Here is a 17047-nt window from a genome sequence, read left to right as displayed (position 1 = left end):
CCGGATAACAGCCACCAACTATTGGCAGCCCGCTCCCAACTCACGTAGCCAGTGAATCATCGCTTCACTGCCTGGCTGGCTCAGGGTGCGCTGTGGCCAGGCAAGAAAATAGGGTTTGCTAAGGGGCAGGCAGAGTTCATCAATCACCACCAGCTCGCCACGCGCCAGCTCCGGCGCGATCAGTCGTCGCTGCCCCAACAGCAATCCGGCTCCGGCCACAGCGGCATCAATCGCCAGCGAGGTGAGATTGAAGCTAAATGCAGGTTGCGGTGGCGGTTCGTCCATGCCTTTAGCCCGAAACCAGCTACGCCAGTCAGGCAGGAAACGCCCTTCGTTACCCCAATCGAGATGAATTAAAGGTGCATGGCTGAAGATTTCTTCAGGTGCAAAGCGTTGTAATAAGGACGGACTGGCAACCGGCAGCACCTCATCATGAAACAGCCACTGCTTATCCAGCTGCGGATAACGATCCTCGCCAAAGCAGATAACAAAATCGGCGGGCATGGCGGTGAAATCCACCTGGGCATGGGTACCATGCAACGACAGATCGATCTTCGGACAGCAAGCGCGCCAGCTCGCCAGCTGGGGCAACAACCATTTCGACGCCAGCGCCGGTAATGCATACACCGTTAACCTGGGGGCGCTGGCGGCATGGCGAATGTTTTGCTGACCAAGGTGCAAAATATCAAAGGCTTCGGTGACATAGCGCAAATATTCCTTCCCGGTTTCGGTCAGCATCACGCCACTTTGCGTGCGCAAAAACAGGGCACTACCCAGTTGCTCTTCCAGCTGGCGAATCTGCTGGCTGACCGCAGCCGGTGTTAACGCCAGCTGGGCAGCCGCTTTTGCCAGGCTGCCCAGTTCGGCGGCCACTTTAAATGACTGGATAACGCTGATTTTTGGCAACCGCGGCGATTGGGCAGGCATTAAGTCTTCCTTATCAGGGTATTAAGTATTTATCGTTACACAGCTTTGCAGGTGACAGTTAGAGTAACATCACACCTGCTAATCATGAGAATTGTTGCTATGTCTGGCTCTCTTGTTCGTCTCGACCTGCATCCGCTGGCCGATCATGACTGGCGTCAACGCTGTCGTGAGCAATTAAACCAATCTGGCGCACTGGTACTGCGTCAGTTTTTACAACCCGCAGCCTTACAGGCGATCATCGATGAAGGCCATGCGCAGCGCCATCTGGCTTATCACACCCTCAGCAAACACAATGTTTATCTGATGAAGCCTGATGAGGCGTTCAACCCTGAGCACCCGCGTAATCGTGATGTGATCAGTACCAAAGGCTGTATCACCGATGATGCCATCGCTGCCGAATCACCGCTGCGTCAGCTTTATAATGATGCCCTGTTCAAAAGTTTCCTGTGCGAGGTACTGGGTGAAGAAGCGCTCTATCCCTACGCTGACCCTCTTTCCTCTATCAACCTGCACTACGCACCCCACGGCCAGGAGCTGGGCTGGCACTTCGACAACTCCTCTTTTGCCATCACCTTATTAGTACAAAAACCACGGGCAGGCGGCGTGTTTCAGTACGTGAAGGATCTGCGTGATGCCGACGCTGGCGAGATGAACTTTGCAGGTGTCGAGGCGGTGCTGGATGAACGCCAGCCGGTGGAAGCGCTGGCGATTGAAGCCGGTGATTTGGTGTTGTTTCGTGGCCGTAATTCTCTGCACCGCGTGACGCCTACCGAAGGCGACGTTACGCGGATGCTGGCGGTGCTGGCTTACAACACTCAACCCGGCATTGCATTATCAGAGACAGCGCGTATGACATTTTACGGCAGACTGTGAAATCAGGGCGTGTCCGCCAGGGCACGCCAGCCGCGCAGAAAGATTTGCTGCGTGCGGAAAGCCACTAACGCACGCCAGTCCGCATCGCTGGGCCAGAATCCTTCCACCAGTTGCTGCTTGATCGCCTGGCCTGCCGCACTGGCGGGGTCGCCATATAAATGCAGCCAATGATCTTCCCGCACTCGCTGATGCATATCTTCCCCCGGGTATGTCCCACATTCCACCACCAGCGGCAAAATCCGGGTGTCGGCGAGCACAGTCAGCAGGTATTGCGACAGATATCCCGTCGCCGTCGCGGTGACGCCCGTTGTGCTGTCACGTCCGGCTCCGGTAAACAACAATGTCAGCCATTCCCCGTAAATTGCCTTACCCCAGTCATGCGCGGCATAACGCTGTTCCGCAATCGACAACAGCATCGGATGTCCCCATGCCCCGGCACCGGTATGCAGGTCAAAACTGATGATGGTTTTCGCCGTCCGAAGATGTTGGTCGATGATCGCCGCCATGGTGTGATATGACCAGGACGGCTGATGACCACCAAAGAAAAAGCCTTCGGCAGCTGCGTACTGCCCTGCTTCCACCACACGTTTTACCGCCTGCCAGCCAACATTCCCGAGCGCTTCAGCCAGTTGTCGATCGGCGCTGTCACGGTCACCATGATAAATACCATGCCACTGGGCATAATCCGGATTGACGGGGGACGGCTGGCTGAAATCGAGAAAATTACGGTTGAGGTCGATATTGTCTTCGTTGACGCGCCGCAAATGGGCCGCTCCCCAGGGATTGAGCAGATGAATCAGCAGCACCGCCGTGTCAGCAGGCAATGCCTTTTCGTCAAGCGTAGCCAGCCAGGCGATCTGACAATCTGAGCCATAGTAACCTTCCACACCATGCGTACCCGAAACCACTAGCATCAGACGTGATGCAGTGGCTGGCCCAACCCGGACGACGTCTGTGTAGAGTCTCTCCCCCTGCGGACCAGGAAGTGGATGTGCATAAGAAGTCACAACGGCATCTCTGCCTTGAGCAGCAGCCAGAAAGCGCGCCCGCTGGGCGCTGTATTGGGGTAATAACATGTGATTCAGACTCCTGCGAATCGTCACGCCGGGATTATCAGGGATAAACCTTGAATTTAAAGTATTTTTTGGTCAACTGATCATAGGTGCCATTTTTATGAATCTCCGCCAGCGCCGCGTTGATCATCTTCAGGTTTTCTTCATCCCCTTTACGCAACGCGATACCCACACCGTCGCCAAAAATCTTTTTATCGATCAGCGTGCCTTTGATGGCGTAGTCCTTGCCTTCCGGTTTGGTCAGAAATCCCTGTTCAGCGGAGACGGCATTGCTCAGGCTGCCATCAAGACGACCAGCCAGCAGATCAGGATAAACCTCCATCTGATTGGGATAAGATACTACGTTGACTCCTTCCGGCGCCCATTTGGTTTTGGCGTAAGTTTCCTGGATGGTGCCCTGCGCCACACCGATGGTTTTCCCGCGCAGGGAAGCAATGTCGGTCGTCAGCTTGCTGGCTGAGGGGGCCAGCAACGCACTTGGCGTGTTATACAGCATGTCACTAAACGCCACCTGCTGACGGCGTTTATCGGTCATCGACATCGCTGACAGGATGGCATCAAATTTCTTCGCCTGCAGGGCGGGAATACTGCTGTCAAAACCCATTTCCACCCACTGGCACTTCACTTTTGCCTGAGCACAGATAGCGTTCCCCAGATCGATATCAAAGCCCTGTAGCGACCCATCAGCCGCCTTGGATTCAAACGGCGGAAAAGTGGGATCGACACCAAAACGCAGGGTTTGCTGCGCCAGTGCTACCTGGGTAAAGGCAGTAAGCGAAAGCAATAACGCGAGGGATAAGCTCTTTTTCATTTTTATCTCCGGAATGCAGGTGAGTTTGAGCACGACACTCAGATTAAATAACATGTGCCCTGCCTTCCCACCAGCGAATAAGCAGCATTCATCCAGAGTAAAATCTTATATTATTTAATGGGTTAGGGAATTCTTTATACAGCATTAATATTTACTTAATGCCACAGTTCTCTACAGGCAGAATCAATCATGCCACTGTCATTCAGAGAGCAGGCATAATCTACCGGCTCATGTCTTTATCATTATCTCTTCAGCCATATTTCAGGATGAAGCTTGTCCTTGCGCGATAATATACCGCTTATATTTATCCATGTAACTTCTCACGAATATTCCGGGAGCTTAACTTCACCAATACCAGAAAGAGTCCGGGCGTTTATCGTGACATAATGAAGTTTGAGGTAGCAAGAAAAGAACATTATCCCCTGGCTTGATTGACTGCGCGACTCGCCTTTTTTATCGACACAGGATGATTCTTTATTTTTTCAGGACTAACCAAACAGGAAGAAAATGATAAGTAATACACCTCCCTCCTCAACTCCTGTGGTATCTGCTACTTCAGGGAATAATAGCCTCCCTCAGCCTGTCCCGATGGAGATTTATAATACTGATACAGTTCCAGCGTCAATGGCCGTGGTAACGGATAATGTCATGGATGTCGATCATGCGCCCGTACTGAATGACATTACCCCCGATAAATATGTTGCATACATGAAGAATGAGAGAGCTCATGAAAAATATCCGCGCACATTTCGCAATATAAAATATTCCCCCTCTGCGAAATATAACCCTAATGCATATCAGGGGCCGATGCACTTTGACCACGATAAGTTTATCGATGTGGAGTTTTATTGTTTTAACATCGGTGGAAAGGGAGTGGTAGAATTTAAAAACTGCACAATTGAAACCTCCAGCCACAAATTAAACTGGTTAAAGATGGATTTAACAAATACCAATTGGGAAGGATCGACAATCGATGGTTTATATCGAGGCTCAAGATCAGAAATAAGATCATGTTATTTCTCTGATGTTCAAATGCCAAAATGTACATTAAAGAACTTTAAAATATATGATAGTGATACGGATCGGATTGAACGATCAAACTTTAGCGATTCCACTATGGAAAATATGGTCTTTAGTGGTTGCATCAGCTGCGACTACACGAGATTTTATCTTTTTAAAGATACCCGTTTTTGTAACATGCAGGCAATCAATCTCACGTGGGATGCCGTAGATTGTGTGGAAAATGTTGACCTTACCAACGCTCAGATAAAAGAATTCACCCCGTCCGGAGGAACTAAATTAACCGGCGTGGAGTTTGGCGATTATCAAAAAGATGCAATCACGATAAACCCCGCGATGTTTAACTCGGAAGAGAAAATTGATCTTTATCTCGATAGCATTAACAACCATGAATCAGGCGCGCTGTTTTTAAATACCCTTGATTCGATTACCAACCTGGTGGTTAAATGTGATTTCGCTGAACAACTTATCAAAATGATTAAAAATGAATCGGTATTATCAGCCACCTATAACAGCTCGATAACACTACGACAATCCATCATGAGTCATTTGGCTAACCCAGCTTATGCCGCCTCACCTGAGATCCAGACATTTATCAGAGATGAATTATTAAAAGAAGATAATGATATCATAATTCCGGCGAACTTACGCCCCATGATGTATCGTGTACTTAGCTCGCTGGATAGTAGTAAATTGCTTGATCATCAATTTATGGTAAATCAGTTAATCACTGAATACCCATTGTTACGACAAAAATTTTATCAGCTAACACCGATAAATGAATTCATTAAGCATATAGAAGAAAAAATAATGATGCCGGATGAAAACTCACTGTATCATATTTTCTATCATCCTGACGACAGGAAAACCGCGTTATATCTTCCAGCAGAGGACTACAAAGATTTAATAGAATCTAACCAGGCACCACAACATTATTCGTTTCTGAAATTTCAACCTGGCGAGAACGATATCATTACTGATAAGTCAGCCACGGTTAAACGTCAAAGCCGCGTTCTTGGCGCATTCCCGGCTTTACATAATCTCTGGATTCGTGCCGCCGGGCTTTTCACGCCGGTCATTCATTCCCTGTTTGAACACGGCGACAAACTGGATACTGCACAAATGACGAGGGCCGCTGAGATCGAAAATCATTTGATTTTGATCATCAAACGCCAGGCCGATGAAAACGTAAGACTTACAGATGAAAAAGATGCGTGTTTGTTAAGCGAGATAATGGCACCTTTCTATATTGAAGGGGATCGCGCCAGGGGTTTACGCTGGCAACTGGTTGAACTGATACAACGACAATTGGGCCTGAAGAGAAAACAATTCTCAGTTCGCGAGCAGAAAATTATTGCTTTTATGATCATCATAAGAATGCTACCAGATATCTTCTCTACGCATTATTATTCAATAGAAAATATGTCTCCTTATGCGCCTCGTCAGCTTGCTAAAAAACTGATTGATGACCTTGTGGCCTATGCACCTGAGATCGTTGATGCCGCTGAAGCCACGGTATGGAGAAATCGCCTGGTGACAGACCAAACCAATGAATTTACCTGTTCTGCTGCATTAGCAACCAGAATGGGTAACTATCAGATTCCCGGTGATCGCGGTCAGGAGATGAATAAAGCCATTAAACTCTATTATCCTCTTAATTAATTTATCTCCTCTTTCAGGAAGAAACATCATGTCCGATATTTCTGTTAATGCCCTATCCTTACCCACGGCAACGCTCCCAGGAAATATTCAACCCGAGTCTTTGTCTGGTGTGGCGGTGAATAATATCTCAACTTCTCCTTCTTCAAATACACCACTCGTAATCAATACCCTGGATGCAGACAACATCATTGAACTGGAACCTATCACCGGTGAGACCTTTGTCGATTATATGCATAATGTCAGACCCCATGATCAACGCCCCAGAACCTTTCGCGGGCTGGGTTTTGGCTATGAGCGCGACTGCAAACCTGGTGCTTTTTACGAACCGCTGATATTTAATGGAGACAACTTTTCCGACTTAAACTTCCGAGGGCATTCCACTAACTACCGCATTGAAATGAAGAACTGCATAATCACAGCAGAACAAGATCAGTTAATTTGGTATGGGTCGAATTTTAAAAATTCCTGTTGGGAGGGCACCACAATTGACGGTTCATGTAAAGGACAGCAAAGTACTATCAGAGACTGTGAGTTATCCCAGGCAGAAATGTCTGGCTGTAAACTAAAAGACATTCATATCGTAGACAATGCCTCATGCCAGATTGAACAAACTAACTTTTCTAATTGCGAACTGGAAAATATAACTTTCTCCAATAATCTGAGCAGTCAGTATACATTCAGGAACATTAGCTTCAGAGATATTCAGGCAGGGAAGTTCGCTCTGGAAAGAGTTAATTGTCGGGAGAATGTGGACTTTACTAATGCAAAAATCGATAAATTCTCTCTGTCGGAAGGGACTAAATTAACCGGCGCGATATTTGGTAATGACGCACCTGATCTTATTAAACTCGATCCTGAGATGTTCTATGGTATCACCCAGATAGACCGACATCTGAATAGCATTAACAACCCTGATACAGGCGCGTTGTTTTTCAATACACTCGCATCGATAAACAATAATGCTGTCCGCTGCGCCTTTGCTGAGCAACTGGTCGCAATGCTTGATGGTGACGGTGTGTTAGCGGAAACCTATAAAAACTCTCCATCATTAAAACTCTCATTCATTAGAGAGATGACAAATAACTGTTATACAAACTCAGAAATTATCAAAAATTTTATCGATCGTGAATTATTGAATCACAGCAGAAATGCATTACTTTCGGACAGCCCGCATGCAGATCTCACTGAACTGTTTATGAAATTGAAGCAGGAAGAACTATTCGATTATCAATTCCCAATAAACCAGCTCATCACGGCGCACCCGGAATTGCGGGATAAGTTTTATCAGCAAACGCCGATTAAAGATTTTGTCAGCTATATCGAAAAAGAAATGATGATAGAAGATGATGATGCGCCCCATCATATTTTCTATAACCGGGAGAATAAGACCGCGCTTTATCTTCCAGCAAACGATTTCAGAGATCTGATTCGCTCCAGTCAAACACCAGAACGTTATGCCTTATTACGTTACCAGCCAGAGCCTGGTGAGGAAAAAACCGTTACGGATATCCCCGCAGCAATGACGGATCTTAGCAGCGTACTGGAAGATTTCCCTAAGCTGCACTCTCTCTGGAGCCGTTCCGGCGGCATTATGACACCGGTGATTCGTTTTCTGTTTTCCCATGCTCCCGGTCTTGAAAACCAGCCAAAAAACCGGGCCGCTGAGATTGAAAACCATATGATTTCCCTGCTGATGCGCAAAGTTGATGCATCAGCAAAACTCACAACAGGGGCTGATGAATCTCTGTTAAGCGAGATACTGGTCCCTTTCTATCTCGCTGAAAATGAAGACGACCGAAATAAAGCCAAAGCACTGCGCGGGCAGCTGATTGAATTAGCGCAACATCGGCTGCCGTTGAGTCGCAAAAAATTCTCTGATGCTGAGCAAAAAATTATCGCCGGGATGATCATCATACGTATGCTGGCTGACCTGTTTTCCACCCGTTTTTATGCGGAAGAAGAAAAATCGGCCTATGCCCCACGTCAGCTTGCCCGATGTTTGATTGATGATCTCAACACATTCTGGCCCGGAATAATTAATCCCGCTGATGCGGATGAGTGGAAGGAACGCCTGGTGCCGCAATTAAGCGAAACTTATACCTGTTCCGCTATTGTTGCGGGTATGGTCGCCAGCTACAAAATCCCTGGTGAACAGGGCGCAGAGATCAATCAAGCCATTAAACTTCATTACCCTTTGATCTAATAAATAATTATGTAACCCGTAGCGACGCGATTTATCGCACATCTTTTAAAACAACGCGATAAATCAAGCCGCTACGGCAAACAATTAAATAAACGTGAAAATCTCTTCGCGTGGCAGACGTGATTTCGGCAGCCCCGCATTGAAATCTTCTTCGCTACGGTAGCCAAGCGAGACCAGTACCACGCTGGTCAGCCCTTTTTCACGCAGACCCAGCGCCTGATCCAGCGCGCGTTGATCAAAACCTTCCATCGGCGTGGCATCAATACCCATCATTGCCGCGCCCAGTAACAAACCACCCAACGCCAGGTATACCTGTTTTTCCATCCATTGCGGGATATCGCGTTGCTCGTAACGATGTATATCAACATAGCCACGACGGCTCTTATCCTGACCCGCTTTCGCCTCCGGCTTCAGAAAACGACCGTCTTTCTCTTCCTGCGCCAGTACATTTTGCAAATGCGCTTCATCGAGATCAGTCCGCATGCACAGCGCGATAACGTGCGAGGCATTCAGCACTTTAGGGCCGTTGTAAACAAAGGGCCCCTGGGTTGATTGTGCGATAAGCTCGCGACCGGCAGTCGTCGAGGCCACCACAAAGTGCCACGGTTGCGAATTCACCGATGAAGGGCTGTTGCGCAGCACATGCAGCAGGGTTTCGATCTCGGTATCCGGCAGACTTTTGCCGGAAGCAAAGGCTTTCACTGTGTGGCGACGGACCACAGCATCATTCAGCGTCATGTTTTTCTCCAGAGCAGTAACGGGTAATGTGGCAATACGATATCCGCCTCGCTAACCCACGGGTTAACGATTTGTGTTTCAATACGTTAAAAACCGCTCAGTACAATTTTGCCGCGCGCGCGGCCACTCTCAATCAGGGCATGCGCTTTGCGCAGGTTGGCGGAATTAATGGTGCCATGATGTTCACCGGCGGTGGTTTGCAGGGTGCCATCGTCAATCAGCGCGCTCACCTGTTGCAGAATGTCATGCTGACGTTGCATATCGGCGGTGTGGAACAGCGAACGGGTAAACATCAGCTCCCAGTGCAGTGAAATCGCTTTGCGCTTCAGCGGCACCGCATCCAGCGTTTCGGGATCATCGATCAGTGCCAGTTTGCCCTGCGGGGCCAGCACATCAATCAGCTGCGGATAGTAGCTATCGGTATGCGTCAGGCTGGCGACATAACGCACGTTGCTAATGCCCAGCGCGGCCAGTTGCTCCACCAGCGGGCGCTGATGATCGATAACATGATGCGCTCCCAGTGAACGCACCCACTCCGCCGTTTCCGCACGGGATGCCGTGCCAATCACCGTCAAACGGGTGAGTTTACTGGCAAGCTGGGTCAGCATCGAACCCACTCCACCGCCTGCGCCAACGATCAGTAACGCGGAATCGTCATCGGCCTCGATTTCCAGGCGGTCAAACAGCAATTCCCAGGCGGTTAACGCGGTGAGGGGCAGCGCGGCAGCATCCGCGTCGTTCAATGACTGCGGCTGATGTGCGGCGATACGCTCATCCACCAACCCATATTCGGCATAGCTGCCGGGGCGGGTGATATCACCGGCGTAATAAACCTTATCCCCTGGCTGAAACAGCGTCACCGCCTCGCCCACCGCTTCCACCACGCCCACTGCATCCCACCCCAGAATGCGCGGTGTATCGGTAGGCGCACCCGCGCGAACCTTCGTATCCACCGGGTTGACCGCGATGGCATTGATTTTGACCAGCAGATCGCGGGCGCCTGGTTGCGGTTTGGCAACATCGAGATCATACAGGGCATTTTCATCAGAAATCGGTAAACCATTCTGGCTGTAAACGATGGCTTTCATCGGTTGATCCTTATATCTCAAGGGTTTTAGCGAATGACGCTTAGCCTACGCTGCCCTCTCCTTGCGAAAAACGTCACTTGCAGGGGAACACTTTCACTCTTAGAGTGAAAATCCGCTATCGCTGGGGAAATAAAATGATTCGACTGGAAGATGTGACGTTATTTGTGCGCTCCGCTGCGCTTGGCAGCTTTTCTCGTGCCGCGCGCGAGGCTGACCTGTTGCCAGGCCAGGTCAGTGCTGCGATTCAGCGTCTGGAACGTGAGCTGGATAAACGCTTGTTTGCCCGATCCACCCGCAGCCTGCGTCTCACCGCTGAAGGGGAAAAATACCTGCCCTACGCCCAGGAAATGCTGGCACTGATGCAGGCTGGTGCCGACAGCTTGCAAAGCCATGAAGATGCGTTATCCGGCGAACTAAAAATCGCCCTGCCTTCCGATATCGGACGCAATATCGTGCTGCCGTTGATTACCGAATTTTGCCGTCAGTACCCGGCATTGTCGGTGCGTCTCTCGCTGTCCGATCAAATCAGCGATGTTTTTCGTGACCCGGTGGATATCGCCATTCGCTACGGCAAACTGGATGACAGCAGTTATGTTGCCCTGCCGCTGGCCGAAGATAATCGTCGGGTGCTGGTGGCGTCTCCATCCTGGCTCGATCAGCATGGGCGCCCGGGGACGCTGGAGGAGATCGCGCGGCATGATTGTCTGCTGTTCGTGATGAACGGCCATGTCTATGATAAATGGACCTTTCCTCAGGAAGGAATGCGCCGCCAGATTACGGTTAAAAGCCGTCTGCTGTGTGACGACGCAGATGTCGCCCGACGCTGGGCGGTGGCCGGGATGGGTATCGCTTATAAATCCTGGCTTGATGTGTGTGATGACGTGCGGGAGGGGCGGCTGGAAGTGGTGCTGCCACAGCAGCCTGGCGAAAGCACCCCGCTGCATCTTATCTGCCCGCATCGCAAACAATTTTCTCCGGCTATTCGGGCATTGCATCAGCTGCTGCGTACCCATCTGCGGGCGCTGACCGCACAACTTTCAGCATAAGGCCACGAATGCGCGATAAATCGCGCCGCTACCCATCCGTGCAGACACCGTAGCAGCGCGATTAATCGCGCTTTGCTTTATGTCGCAGTGTTACACTTGTCACCTGCTACAGATGTAACACTGCGACACCTCATCAAACATCATCTCATTCAAATTCATTAAGTTACCAGTTGGCACAGTTTTCGCTATAGCCACGCTGAGCTTCTGCACCGGCCATCTTAAGTGGCAATGGACAGAAATAATGCCAGCCTCAAGGAGAACATAATGAAAGCGGCACGTTGGTATAAAGCACGCGACATTCGCGTCGATGACATTGAAGAACCCCAGGTCACAGCCGGAAAAGTCAAAATCAAAGTCGCATGGACCGGCATTTGCGGTAGCGATCTGCATGAATATATCGCAGGTCCGATCTTCGTCCCGGTGGAAAAACCGCACAAAATCAGCCATGACATTGCGCCGATTGTTCTCGGTCATGAGTTTTCGGGTCAGGTGGTTGAGGTTGGTACCGGTGTCACTAAAGTCAAAGTCGGCGACCGTGTCGTGGTCGAACCGATTCTCTCCTGTGGCGAATGCCCGGCCTGCCGCGAAGGCAAATACAACCTGTGTGGCGACCTTGGTTTCCACGGCCTGTCCGGTGGTGGTGGTGGTTTTGCCAGCTATACCACAGTGGCAGAGCATATGGTGCATCGTATGCCGGACGCCCTCTCCTATGAGCAAGGTGCGCTGGTGGAACCCGCTGCGGTGGCATTGCATGCGGTACGCATGAGCAAACTGAAAGCCGGCGACAAAGCAGCAGTATTTGGTGCCGGTCCGATTGGTTTGCTGGTCATCGAAGCGCTGCGTGCTGCCGGTGCCGCTGAAATCTATGTGGTGGAACTGTCACCGCAACGTGCAGAGAAAGCACGCGAACTGGGTGCCAAAGTGGTCATCGACCCGAGCAAAGAAGATGCCGTAGCGAAGATCCGTGAGCTGAGCGATGGCGGCGTTGATGTGGCCTATGAAGTGACCGGCGTGCCGGTGGTGCTGAAGCAGTGTATCGACAGCACTAACTACGAAGGCGAAACCGTTATCGTGTCGATCTGGGAAGGTGAAGCGGCGTTCCACCCAAACAAAGTGGTACTGAGCGAACGTACCATTAAAGGCATTATCGCCTATCGCCATATTTTCCCAGCGGTGATGGAGTTGATGGTGCAGGGTTATTTCCAGGCGGACAAGCTGGTGACCAAACGCATCGAACTGGCCGATCTGGTCGAGCAGGGTTTTGAGGCACTGGTGAAAGAAAAACAGCAGGTCAAAATTCTGGTACGTCCACCACAGTGATATTAATCGGGCCAGCCAGACTGGCCCGCCTTTAATGCCGCTCCGGCAGCTGAATCGCGTATCTTTGCAAACGTCGGTACAACGTCATGCGGCTGATGCCGAGCTGGCGTGCGGCTTCACTCATATTCCAATGCACTGCGCGGAGCTGCTGAATCAGTTGCCCCGCCTCGCTTTGCGTCTGATCGGGCTGTTGTGCCACCGCCTGAAGGGTATCGGGCAAGTCGCCCGGCTGAATGATCCCTGCCTCACACATCGCCAGTGCATACTGCAACGCATGATTTAACTCGCGCAGGTTACCCGGCCAGCGGTGATTGACCAGATGATGACGCGCGCGATCGCTGAGTTGTGCCCGCCCCGCCAGCAACGTATCAATCAGCCAGTTAATATCCGTACGTTCCCGCAGCGGCGGCAACATGATGCAGGCCCCCTGGAGGCGATAGAGCAAATCTTCACGGAACAACCCCTGGGCCACACGCTGCGCCAGCGCATGGTGCGAAGCGGAGATCACGCGGATATCCACCTTCTGCGGCTGACGTGCACCAATCGGCAGCACTTCCTGCTCGGCCAGCACTCGCAGCAGACGCGTCTGCATCTCCAGCGGCATATCCCCAATTTCATCGAGGAACAGCGTGCCGCCATGCGCCGCCTGAATCAGCCCGCTGCGCGCTTTGCTACCCGCACCAGAAAAACTTCCCGGCAGATGACCAAACAGCTCGCTTTCAATCAGGCTCGACGGAATTGCCGCGCAGTTCACCGCGATAAACGGGCCGTGGCGGCGGGCGCTGGCCTGATGAAAGGCACGGGCAAAATACTCTTTCCCGCTGCCGGTCTCCCCCTGTACCAGCACATGCAGCGGGGCGTCCACCAGACGCGTTGCGCGACGTAATTGCTGCGCCAGTTGCGCATCGCCACCGGTTAACGCCGCCAGTTCAGGCGCTATCGTCACACTCTTCGCTGCCGGGGAGGAAGCGGCTACCCGTACGGGTGCGAGGGTTTGCGCATAGAAACGTTGTGGTCCGTGAATATCTTCCAGTTGCTGCGCCTGCAACAATTGCTCCAGCGAAAGATCAAATAACGCCGAAACCGATAATCCAGATGGTAGCTGCGTGGCTCCCAGCCAGCGTCGGGCCGCTGGATTCAGTCCCACCAGCTGGCCGTTGCCGTCAAACGCCAGTAAGAATTCTGGCTGCACATCCGCCCATGCCGGATTACGGCTGAGTTTCAGCACCCAATCGTGACGATGACGATGCAACAGCCAGGCGTTCTCGATTTGCTGTGCCTGTTGCCGTGCCAGCTGCATCACCAGATGCTGGCTGGTACGTGGCTGTGGGGAGGTGAGCGCAGAAATATCCAGCACCGCCTGTAGTTCGCCCTGTGAATCAAACAGCGGCACCGCGCTACAGGTCAGGGGGATATGGGTGGCGTCAAAATGTTCGGTTTGATGGATGGTGATGGCCTCCCCCGTTGCGAGGGCGGTGCCGACGGCGCAGGTGCCGGAAAGCGCTTCTGACCACTGCGCCCCGAGGAACAATCCGGCGCGACGCAGGCTAATTTCTGCGTGGGTATCACCGAGATAGTCCACCGCCACGCCCTGCGCATCTGCCAGTAGCAGAATATAACCGGCAGGGGCAATCTGCTGATATAGCCTTTGTAAACCATGCTGCGCCACAAAACGTAGTTCTTCCAGTTGCTGGCAGTGCTCGCGCAACTGATGGGCCGGTAAGATGCGTGCCTCCTGCATTCGGCCAGGATCCAGACCGTGCCGTGTGACACAACGTAACCAGGAAGCATGTACCGCATCATCCTGCGGATTCAGCACATTTGTGGCTACCGCCTTTTCGACGCTGGTGACCACGTTGGCGATATGCTCGCGCTGGCTCAGATTCACAGTCCCTCTCCTTCCTGGCACCCTGGTTAAGTGGAATCACAGCATAGCGAATTAACACCTAATTAACAGATCCGGCATGGAAAAATGTCGCGTCTGACGATATAACCCTAAATCTGGACTTATTCGGCCACAGAGGAAATTATGGCGCTTTCTCACGAACTGATTTTGATCTACACCACCTATTTTGTTGCCACGGCCAGCCCCGGTCCGAGCAACATGGCGATTATGGGTACGGCGATGAAGCAAGGGCGCGGTTCTGCGCTGGCACTGGCGGGTGGGGTGATTGGCGGTTCGATGCTATGGGCATTGCTGGCAGCCTGCGGCGTTCTTACAGTTCTGGCAACCTTTGCTCAACTGCTGGTGGTATTAAAAATCGGTGGTGGCCTGTATCTGTTGTGGCTGGCGAGTAAAGCAGGCAGATCGGCTTTGCGTAAACCAGATGCACCGGAATTTGCGCAGCACAGTGGCACGCCAGCGCAGTACGGCAGAATGTTTCGCCAGGGTTTGCTGATGCATGTGGGCAATCCAAAAGCGATTCTGACCTGGGTAGCAATTATGTCAGTGGCGCTGAAGCCAGAAGCGGCTGCATCAACCCTGCCGATGATCATCGCCGGATGCGCTGGAATTTGCGTGATGGTTTTCTGTGGATACGCGCTGCTGTTTTCCACCGCGCCGATGGCGACGTTCTATCGCAAAATCAGACGCGGACTGGATGCGCTGCTGGCCTGTTGCTTTGCCATTGCCGGGCTAAAATTAGTCTTCAGCCGTAACTGAGTCGCATTTCAAAGCGGCTCGATAAATCGCGCCGCTACGACGCCCAGCTAAGTTTGTTGAAATCAGGAATTATTCGGTTTGCTGGCCGCAGTTTCGCTGAACGCGGGTTTCTGTTTGGACACAGAATACACCACATTTTTCGGGCCGTTAGTGTCCGTGGTGACGTCTACTGACTGGATGGTCACGCGGCCAAAGCCAAACAGCGTCTGAACGTAGCCACCTACCTTATGTTTACCCGCCGCAACATGAACCTGCTTTTCTTCGCCTTTCGTCAGCAGACCCGCATCCTGGCCATCCACCGTTACATAGATGGCAGAGCCGTCATCGGTACGCGTGACTTCGTGAGTGATATTGATTACCGTCGGGCCTTGATCAAACGGCGATGCCATGTTGTCGTTCTCAATCGGAGCCGGGGTGGCAGCGGTGACAGCAGCCGTAGTATCAGCAGCATGACGGGCACAACCGGTAAGCAATGTTGCGGCCATCAGGCCAGCCAGCGTGTAACGTGAGAGCATCGTGACGAAAAACCTTTTTCTGAAAGATAAAGGCGTATTTTAGCGCGCGGCTATCAGTGATGACAGTCACACAATTCCAGTATTATCCGAATTCCGCCCCCGTTCAGCCTCTGCGCCGCACGCAATGCAAAAAAGGCGGCGATTTTACCGCCGCCCAGGGAGTCAGCAACAGGTTATGGCAACGAATACCTTGCCATCGGAGCCACCTGCTGGATTAAGCCATTGGCTTTCATATAGGCGGCAAAAGCCTGATAGCGTTGCGTATCGAGCGTTGCGCTATGGCTGGCGAAATACGGCAACGTTGCCTGCCACGCCTGATGATTAAGCGGTGTGTTCAGCTCAGGATATTGCTTAATAAAGGCCTGCCAGGCCTGTTGCGGATGGGCACGCAGCCAGGCGACACCGGCATCCAGACCGCGTAAAAAGGCTGGGATGCGTTTGTCCTGCGCCGCCGTTTTCTGGTTTGCCAGGATGATCAATTCGTCGTAAGCCGGGACACCAAAATCTTCCGGCTTAAATACCACCGGATTCGCGCCCTTATTTTTCAGGTCGAGCAACTCATAGTTGCGATACACCGTCATCGCCCCATCAATTTTGTGCGTCAGTAGCGCAGACTCCGCATCCATATTCAGGTTAATCAGTTTGACCGAGTCCGCATCAACACCCTGGGATTTCAGCATGTTGCGAATTGCCACATCCTCAAACCCCGGAATGGCATAACCGAGCGATTTTCCGGCAAAATCCTTCAGCGAGTGAATGTCCGGGGACACCGTGGTCAGGGTATTCAGCGGCTGATTGATCAGCGTACCCACGCGGATGACCGGCACGTCTTTATCCACCAGCGTGTACAGCTGCGGTTGATAGCTGATAGCAAGATCAGCCTTGCCCGCCGCCAGCAGCAAGGGTACGGAAGCCGAATCAGCGGGGGCGATCATCTCCACATCCAACCCTTCTTTTTTAAACGCGCCGCTGTATTGCGCGGCAAAAATGGCCGCATGGTTAGGGTTCACAAACCAATCGAGCAGCAGACGAACCTTTTCATTGGCCTGGGCGACGCTGGTGGTTGCCAGCAACAGCAAGGCGGTGATCGCAGTACGTAGGGTGTTCAA

General features: G+C 51.6%; 14 protein-coding genes. 6 read left to right on the top strand and 8 right to left on the bottom strand.

Annotation, left to right across the window (positions count from 1 at the left end):
* Positions 1 to 18: 18 nt before the first annotated feature.
* On the bottom strand, positions 19 to 927 hold the full coding sequence (locus RCF31_RS20130) for a LysR substrate-binding domain-containing protein (protein WP_416413577.1): 909 nt from the start codon (positions 925 to 927) through the stop codon (positions 19 to 21).
* Positions 928 to 1026: 99 nt separating this feature from the next.
* Between RCF31_RS20130 and RCF31_RS20125 the strand changes: the two genes are divergently transcribed.
* Positions 1027 to 1800 carry a 2OG-Fe(II) oxygenase gene (locus RCF31_RS20125; protein ID WP_416413576.1) on the top strand — a complete coding sequence of 258 codons (774 nt, stop codon included), beginning with the start codon at positions 1027 to 1029 and terminating at the stop codon, positions 1798 to 1800.
* 2 nt (positions 1801 to 1802) lie between these two features.
* Here RCF31_RS20125 and RCF31_RS20120 read toward each other — a convergent pair whose 3' ends face one another.
* Both RCF31_RS20120 and RCF31_RS20115 read right to left on the bottom strand, forming a co-directional pair.
* Positions 1803 to 2876: a DUF2817 domain-containing protein gene (locus RCF31_RS20120; RefSeq protein ID WP_416413574.1), complete on the bottom strand. Its 1074-nt coding sequence runs from the start codon at positions 2874 to 2876 to the stop codon at positions 1803 to 1805.
* Between the two features lie 37 nt (positions 2877 to 2913).
* Positions 2914 to 3684 (bottom strand): ABC transporter substrate-binding protein, encoded by a 771-nt coding sequence (locus tag RCF31_RS20115; RefSeq protein WP_416413573.1) that lies wholly within the window; start codon positions 3682 to 3684, stop codon positions 2914 to 2916.
* Positions 3685 to 4191: 507 nt separating this feature from the next.
* On the opposite strand from RCF31_RS20115, the gene RCF31_RS20110 reads away from it, so the two are divergent.
* Positions 4192 to 6366 carry a hypothetical protein gene (locus RCF31_RS20110; protein ID WP_416413571.1) on the top strand — a complete coding sequence of 725 codons (2175 nt, stop codon included), beginning with the start codon at positions 4192 to 4194 and terminating at the stop codon, positions 6364 to 6366.
* Positions 6367 to 6394: 28 nt separating this feature from the next.
* Positions 6395 to 8569: a pentapeptide repeat-containing protein gene (locus tag RCF31_RS20105; protein WP_416413570.1), complete on the top strand. Its 2175-nt coding sequence runs from the start codon at positions 6395 to 6397 to the stop codon at positions 8567 to 8569.
* An 84-nt stretch (positions 8570 to 8653) separates the two neighbouring features.
* On the opposite strand, the gene nfsB is transcribed toward RCF31_RS20105, so the two are convergent.
* Positions 8654 to 9307 carry an oxygen-insensitive NAD(P)H nitroreductase gene (gene nfsB, locus RCF31_RS20100; RefSeq protein ID WP_299450715.1) on the bottom strand — a complete coding sequence of 218 codons (654 nt, stop codon included), beginning with the start codon at positions 9305 to 9307 and terminating at the stop codon, positions 8654 to 8656.
* Between the two features lie 86 nt (positions 9308 to 9393).
* Positions 9394 to 10395, bottom strand: coding sequence for a zinc-binding alcohol dehydrogenase family protein (locus RCF31_RS20095; RefSeq protein WP_416413569.1), 1002 nt, complete (start codon positions 10393 to 10395; stop codon positions 9394 to 9396).
* Between the two features lie 134 nt (positions 10396 to 10529).
* On the opposite strand from RCF31_RS20095, the gene RCF31_RS20090 reads away from it, so the two are divergent.
* Both RCF31_RS20090 and RCF31_RS20085 read left to right on the top strand, forming a co-directional pair.
* A complete protein-coding gene (locus tag RCF31_RS20090) occupies positions 10530 to 11441 on the top strand; it encodes a LysR substrate-binding domain-containing protein (protein WP_416413568.1) in 912 nt (303 codons plus the stop codon).
* 264 nt (positions 11442 to 11705) lie between these two features.
* Positions 11706 to 12761, top strand: coding sequence for a 2,3-butanediol dehydrogenase (locus RCF31_RS20085; protein ID WP_313683769.1), 1056 nt, complete (start codon positions 11706 to 11708; stop codon positions 12759 to 12761).
* A 31-nt stretch (positions 12762 to 12792) separates the two neighbouring features.
* Here RCF31_RS20085 and RCF31_RS20080 read toward each other — a convergent pair whose 3' ends face one another.
* The gene (locus RCF31_RS20080) at positions 12793 to 14649 is read right to left on the bottom strand and encodes a sigma-54-dependent Fis family transcriptional regulator (RefSeq protein WP_416413567.1); all 1857 of its coding nucleotides are present in this window, start codon (positions 14647 to 14649) and stop codon (positions 12793 to 12795) included.
* Between the two features lie 141 nt (positions 14650 to 14790).
* Here RCF31_RS20080 and RCF31_RS20075 point away from each other — a divergent pair, with 141 nt between their 5' ends.
* Positions 14791 to 15423, top strand: coding sequence for a LysE family translocator (locus RCF31_RS20075; RefSeq protein ID WP_416413566.1), 633 nt, complete (start codon positions 14791 to 14793; stop codon positions 15421 to 15423).
* 62 nt (positions 15424 to 15485) lie between these two features.
* On the opposite strand, the gene RCF31_RS20070 is transcribed toward RCF31_RS20075, so the two are convergent.
* Together RCF31_RS20070 and RCF31_RS20065 are read right to left on the bottom strand one after the other, a co-directional pair.
* Positions 15486 to 15938: a hypothetical protein gene (locus tag RCF31_RS20070; protein WP_299450700.1), complete on the bottom strand. Its 453-nt coding sequence runs from the start codon at positions 15936 to 15938 to the stop codon at positions 15486 to 15488.
* A 173-nt stretch (positions 15939 to 16111) separates the two neighbouring features.
* Positions 16112 to 17047, bottom strand: a complete 936-nt coding sequence (locus RCF31_RS20065; RefSeq protein WP_416413565.1) for an ABC transporter substrate-binding protein — start codon at positions 17045 to 17047, stop codon at positions 16112 to 16114.

Origin of the sequence: Pantoea sp. App145, assembly GCF_047947045.1 — a bacterium.
Taxonomy (GTDB): Bacteria; Pseudomonadota; Gammaproteobacteria; order Enterobacterales; family Enterobacteriaceae; genus Pantoea.
This window is presented reverse-complemented; position numbering and strand designations above follow the sequence as displayed.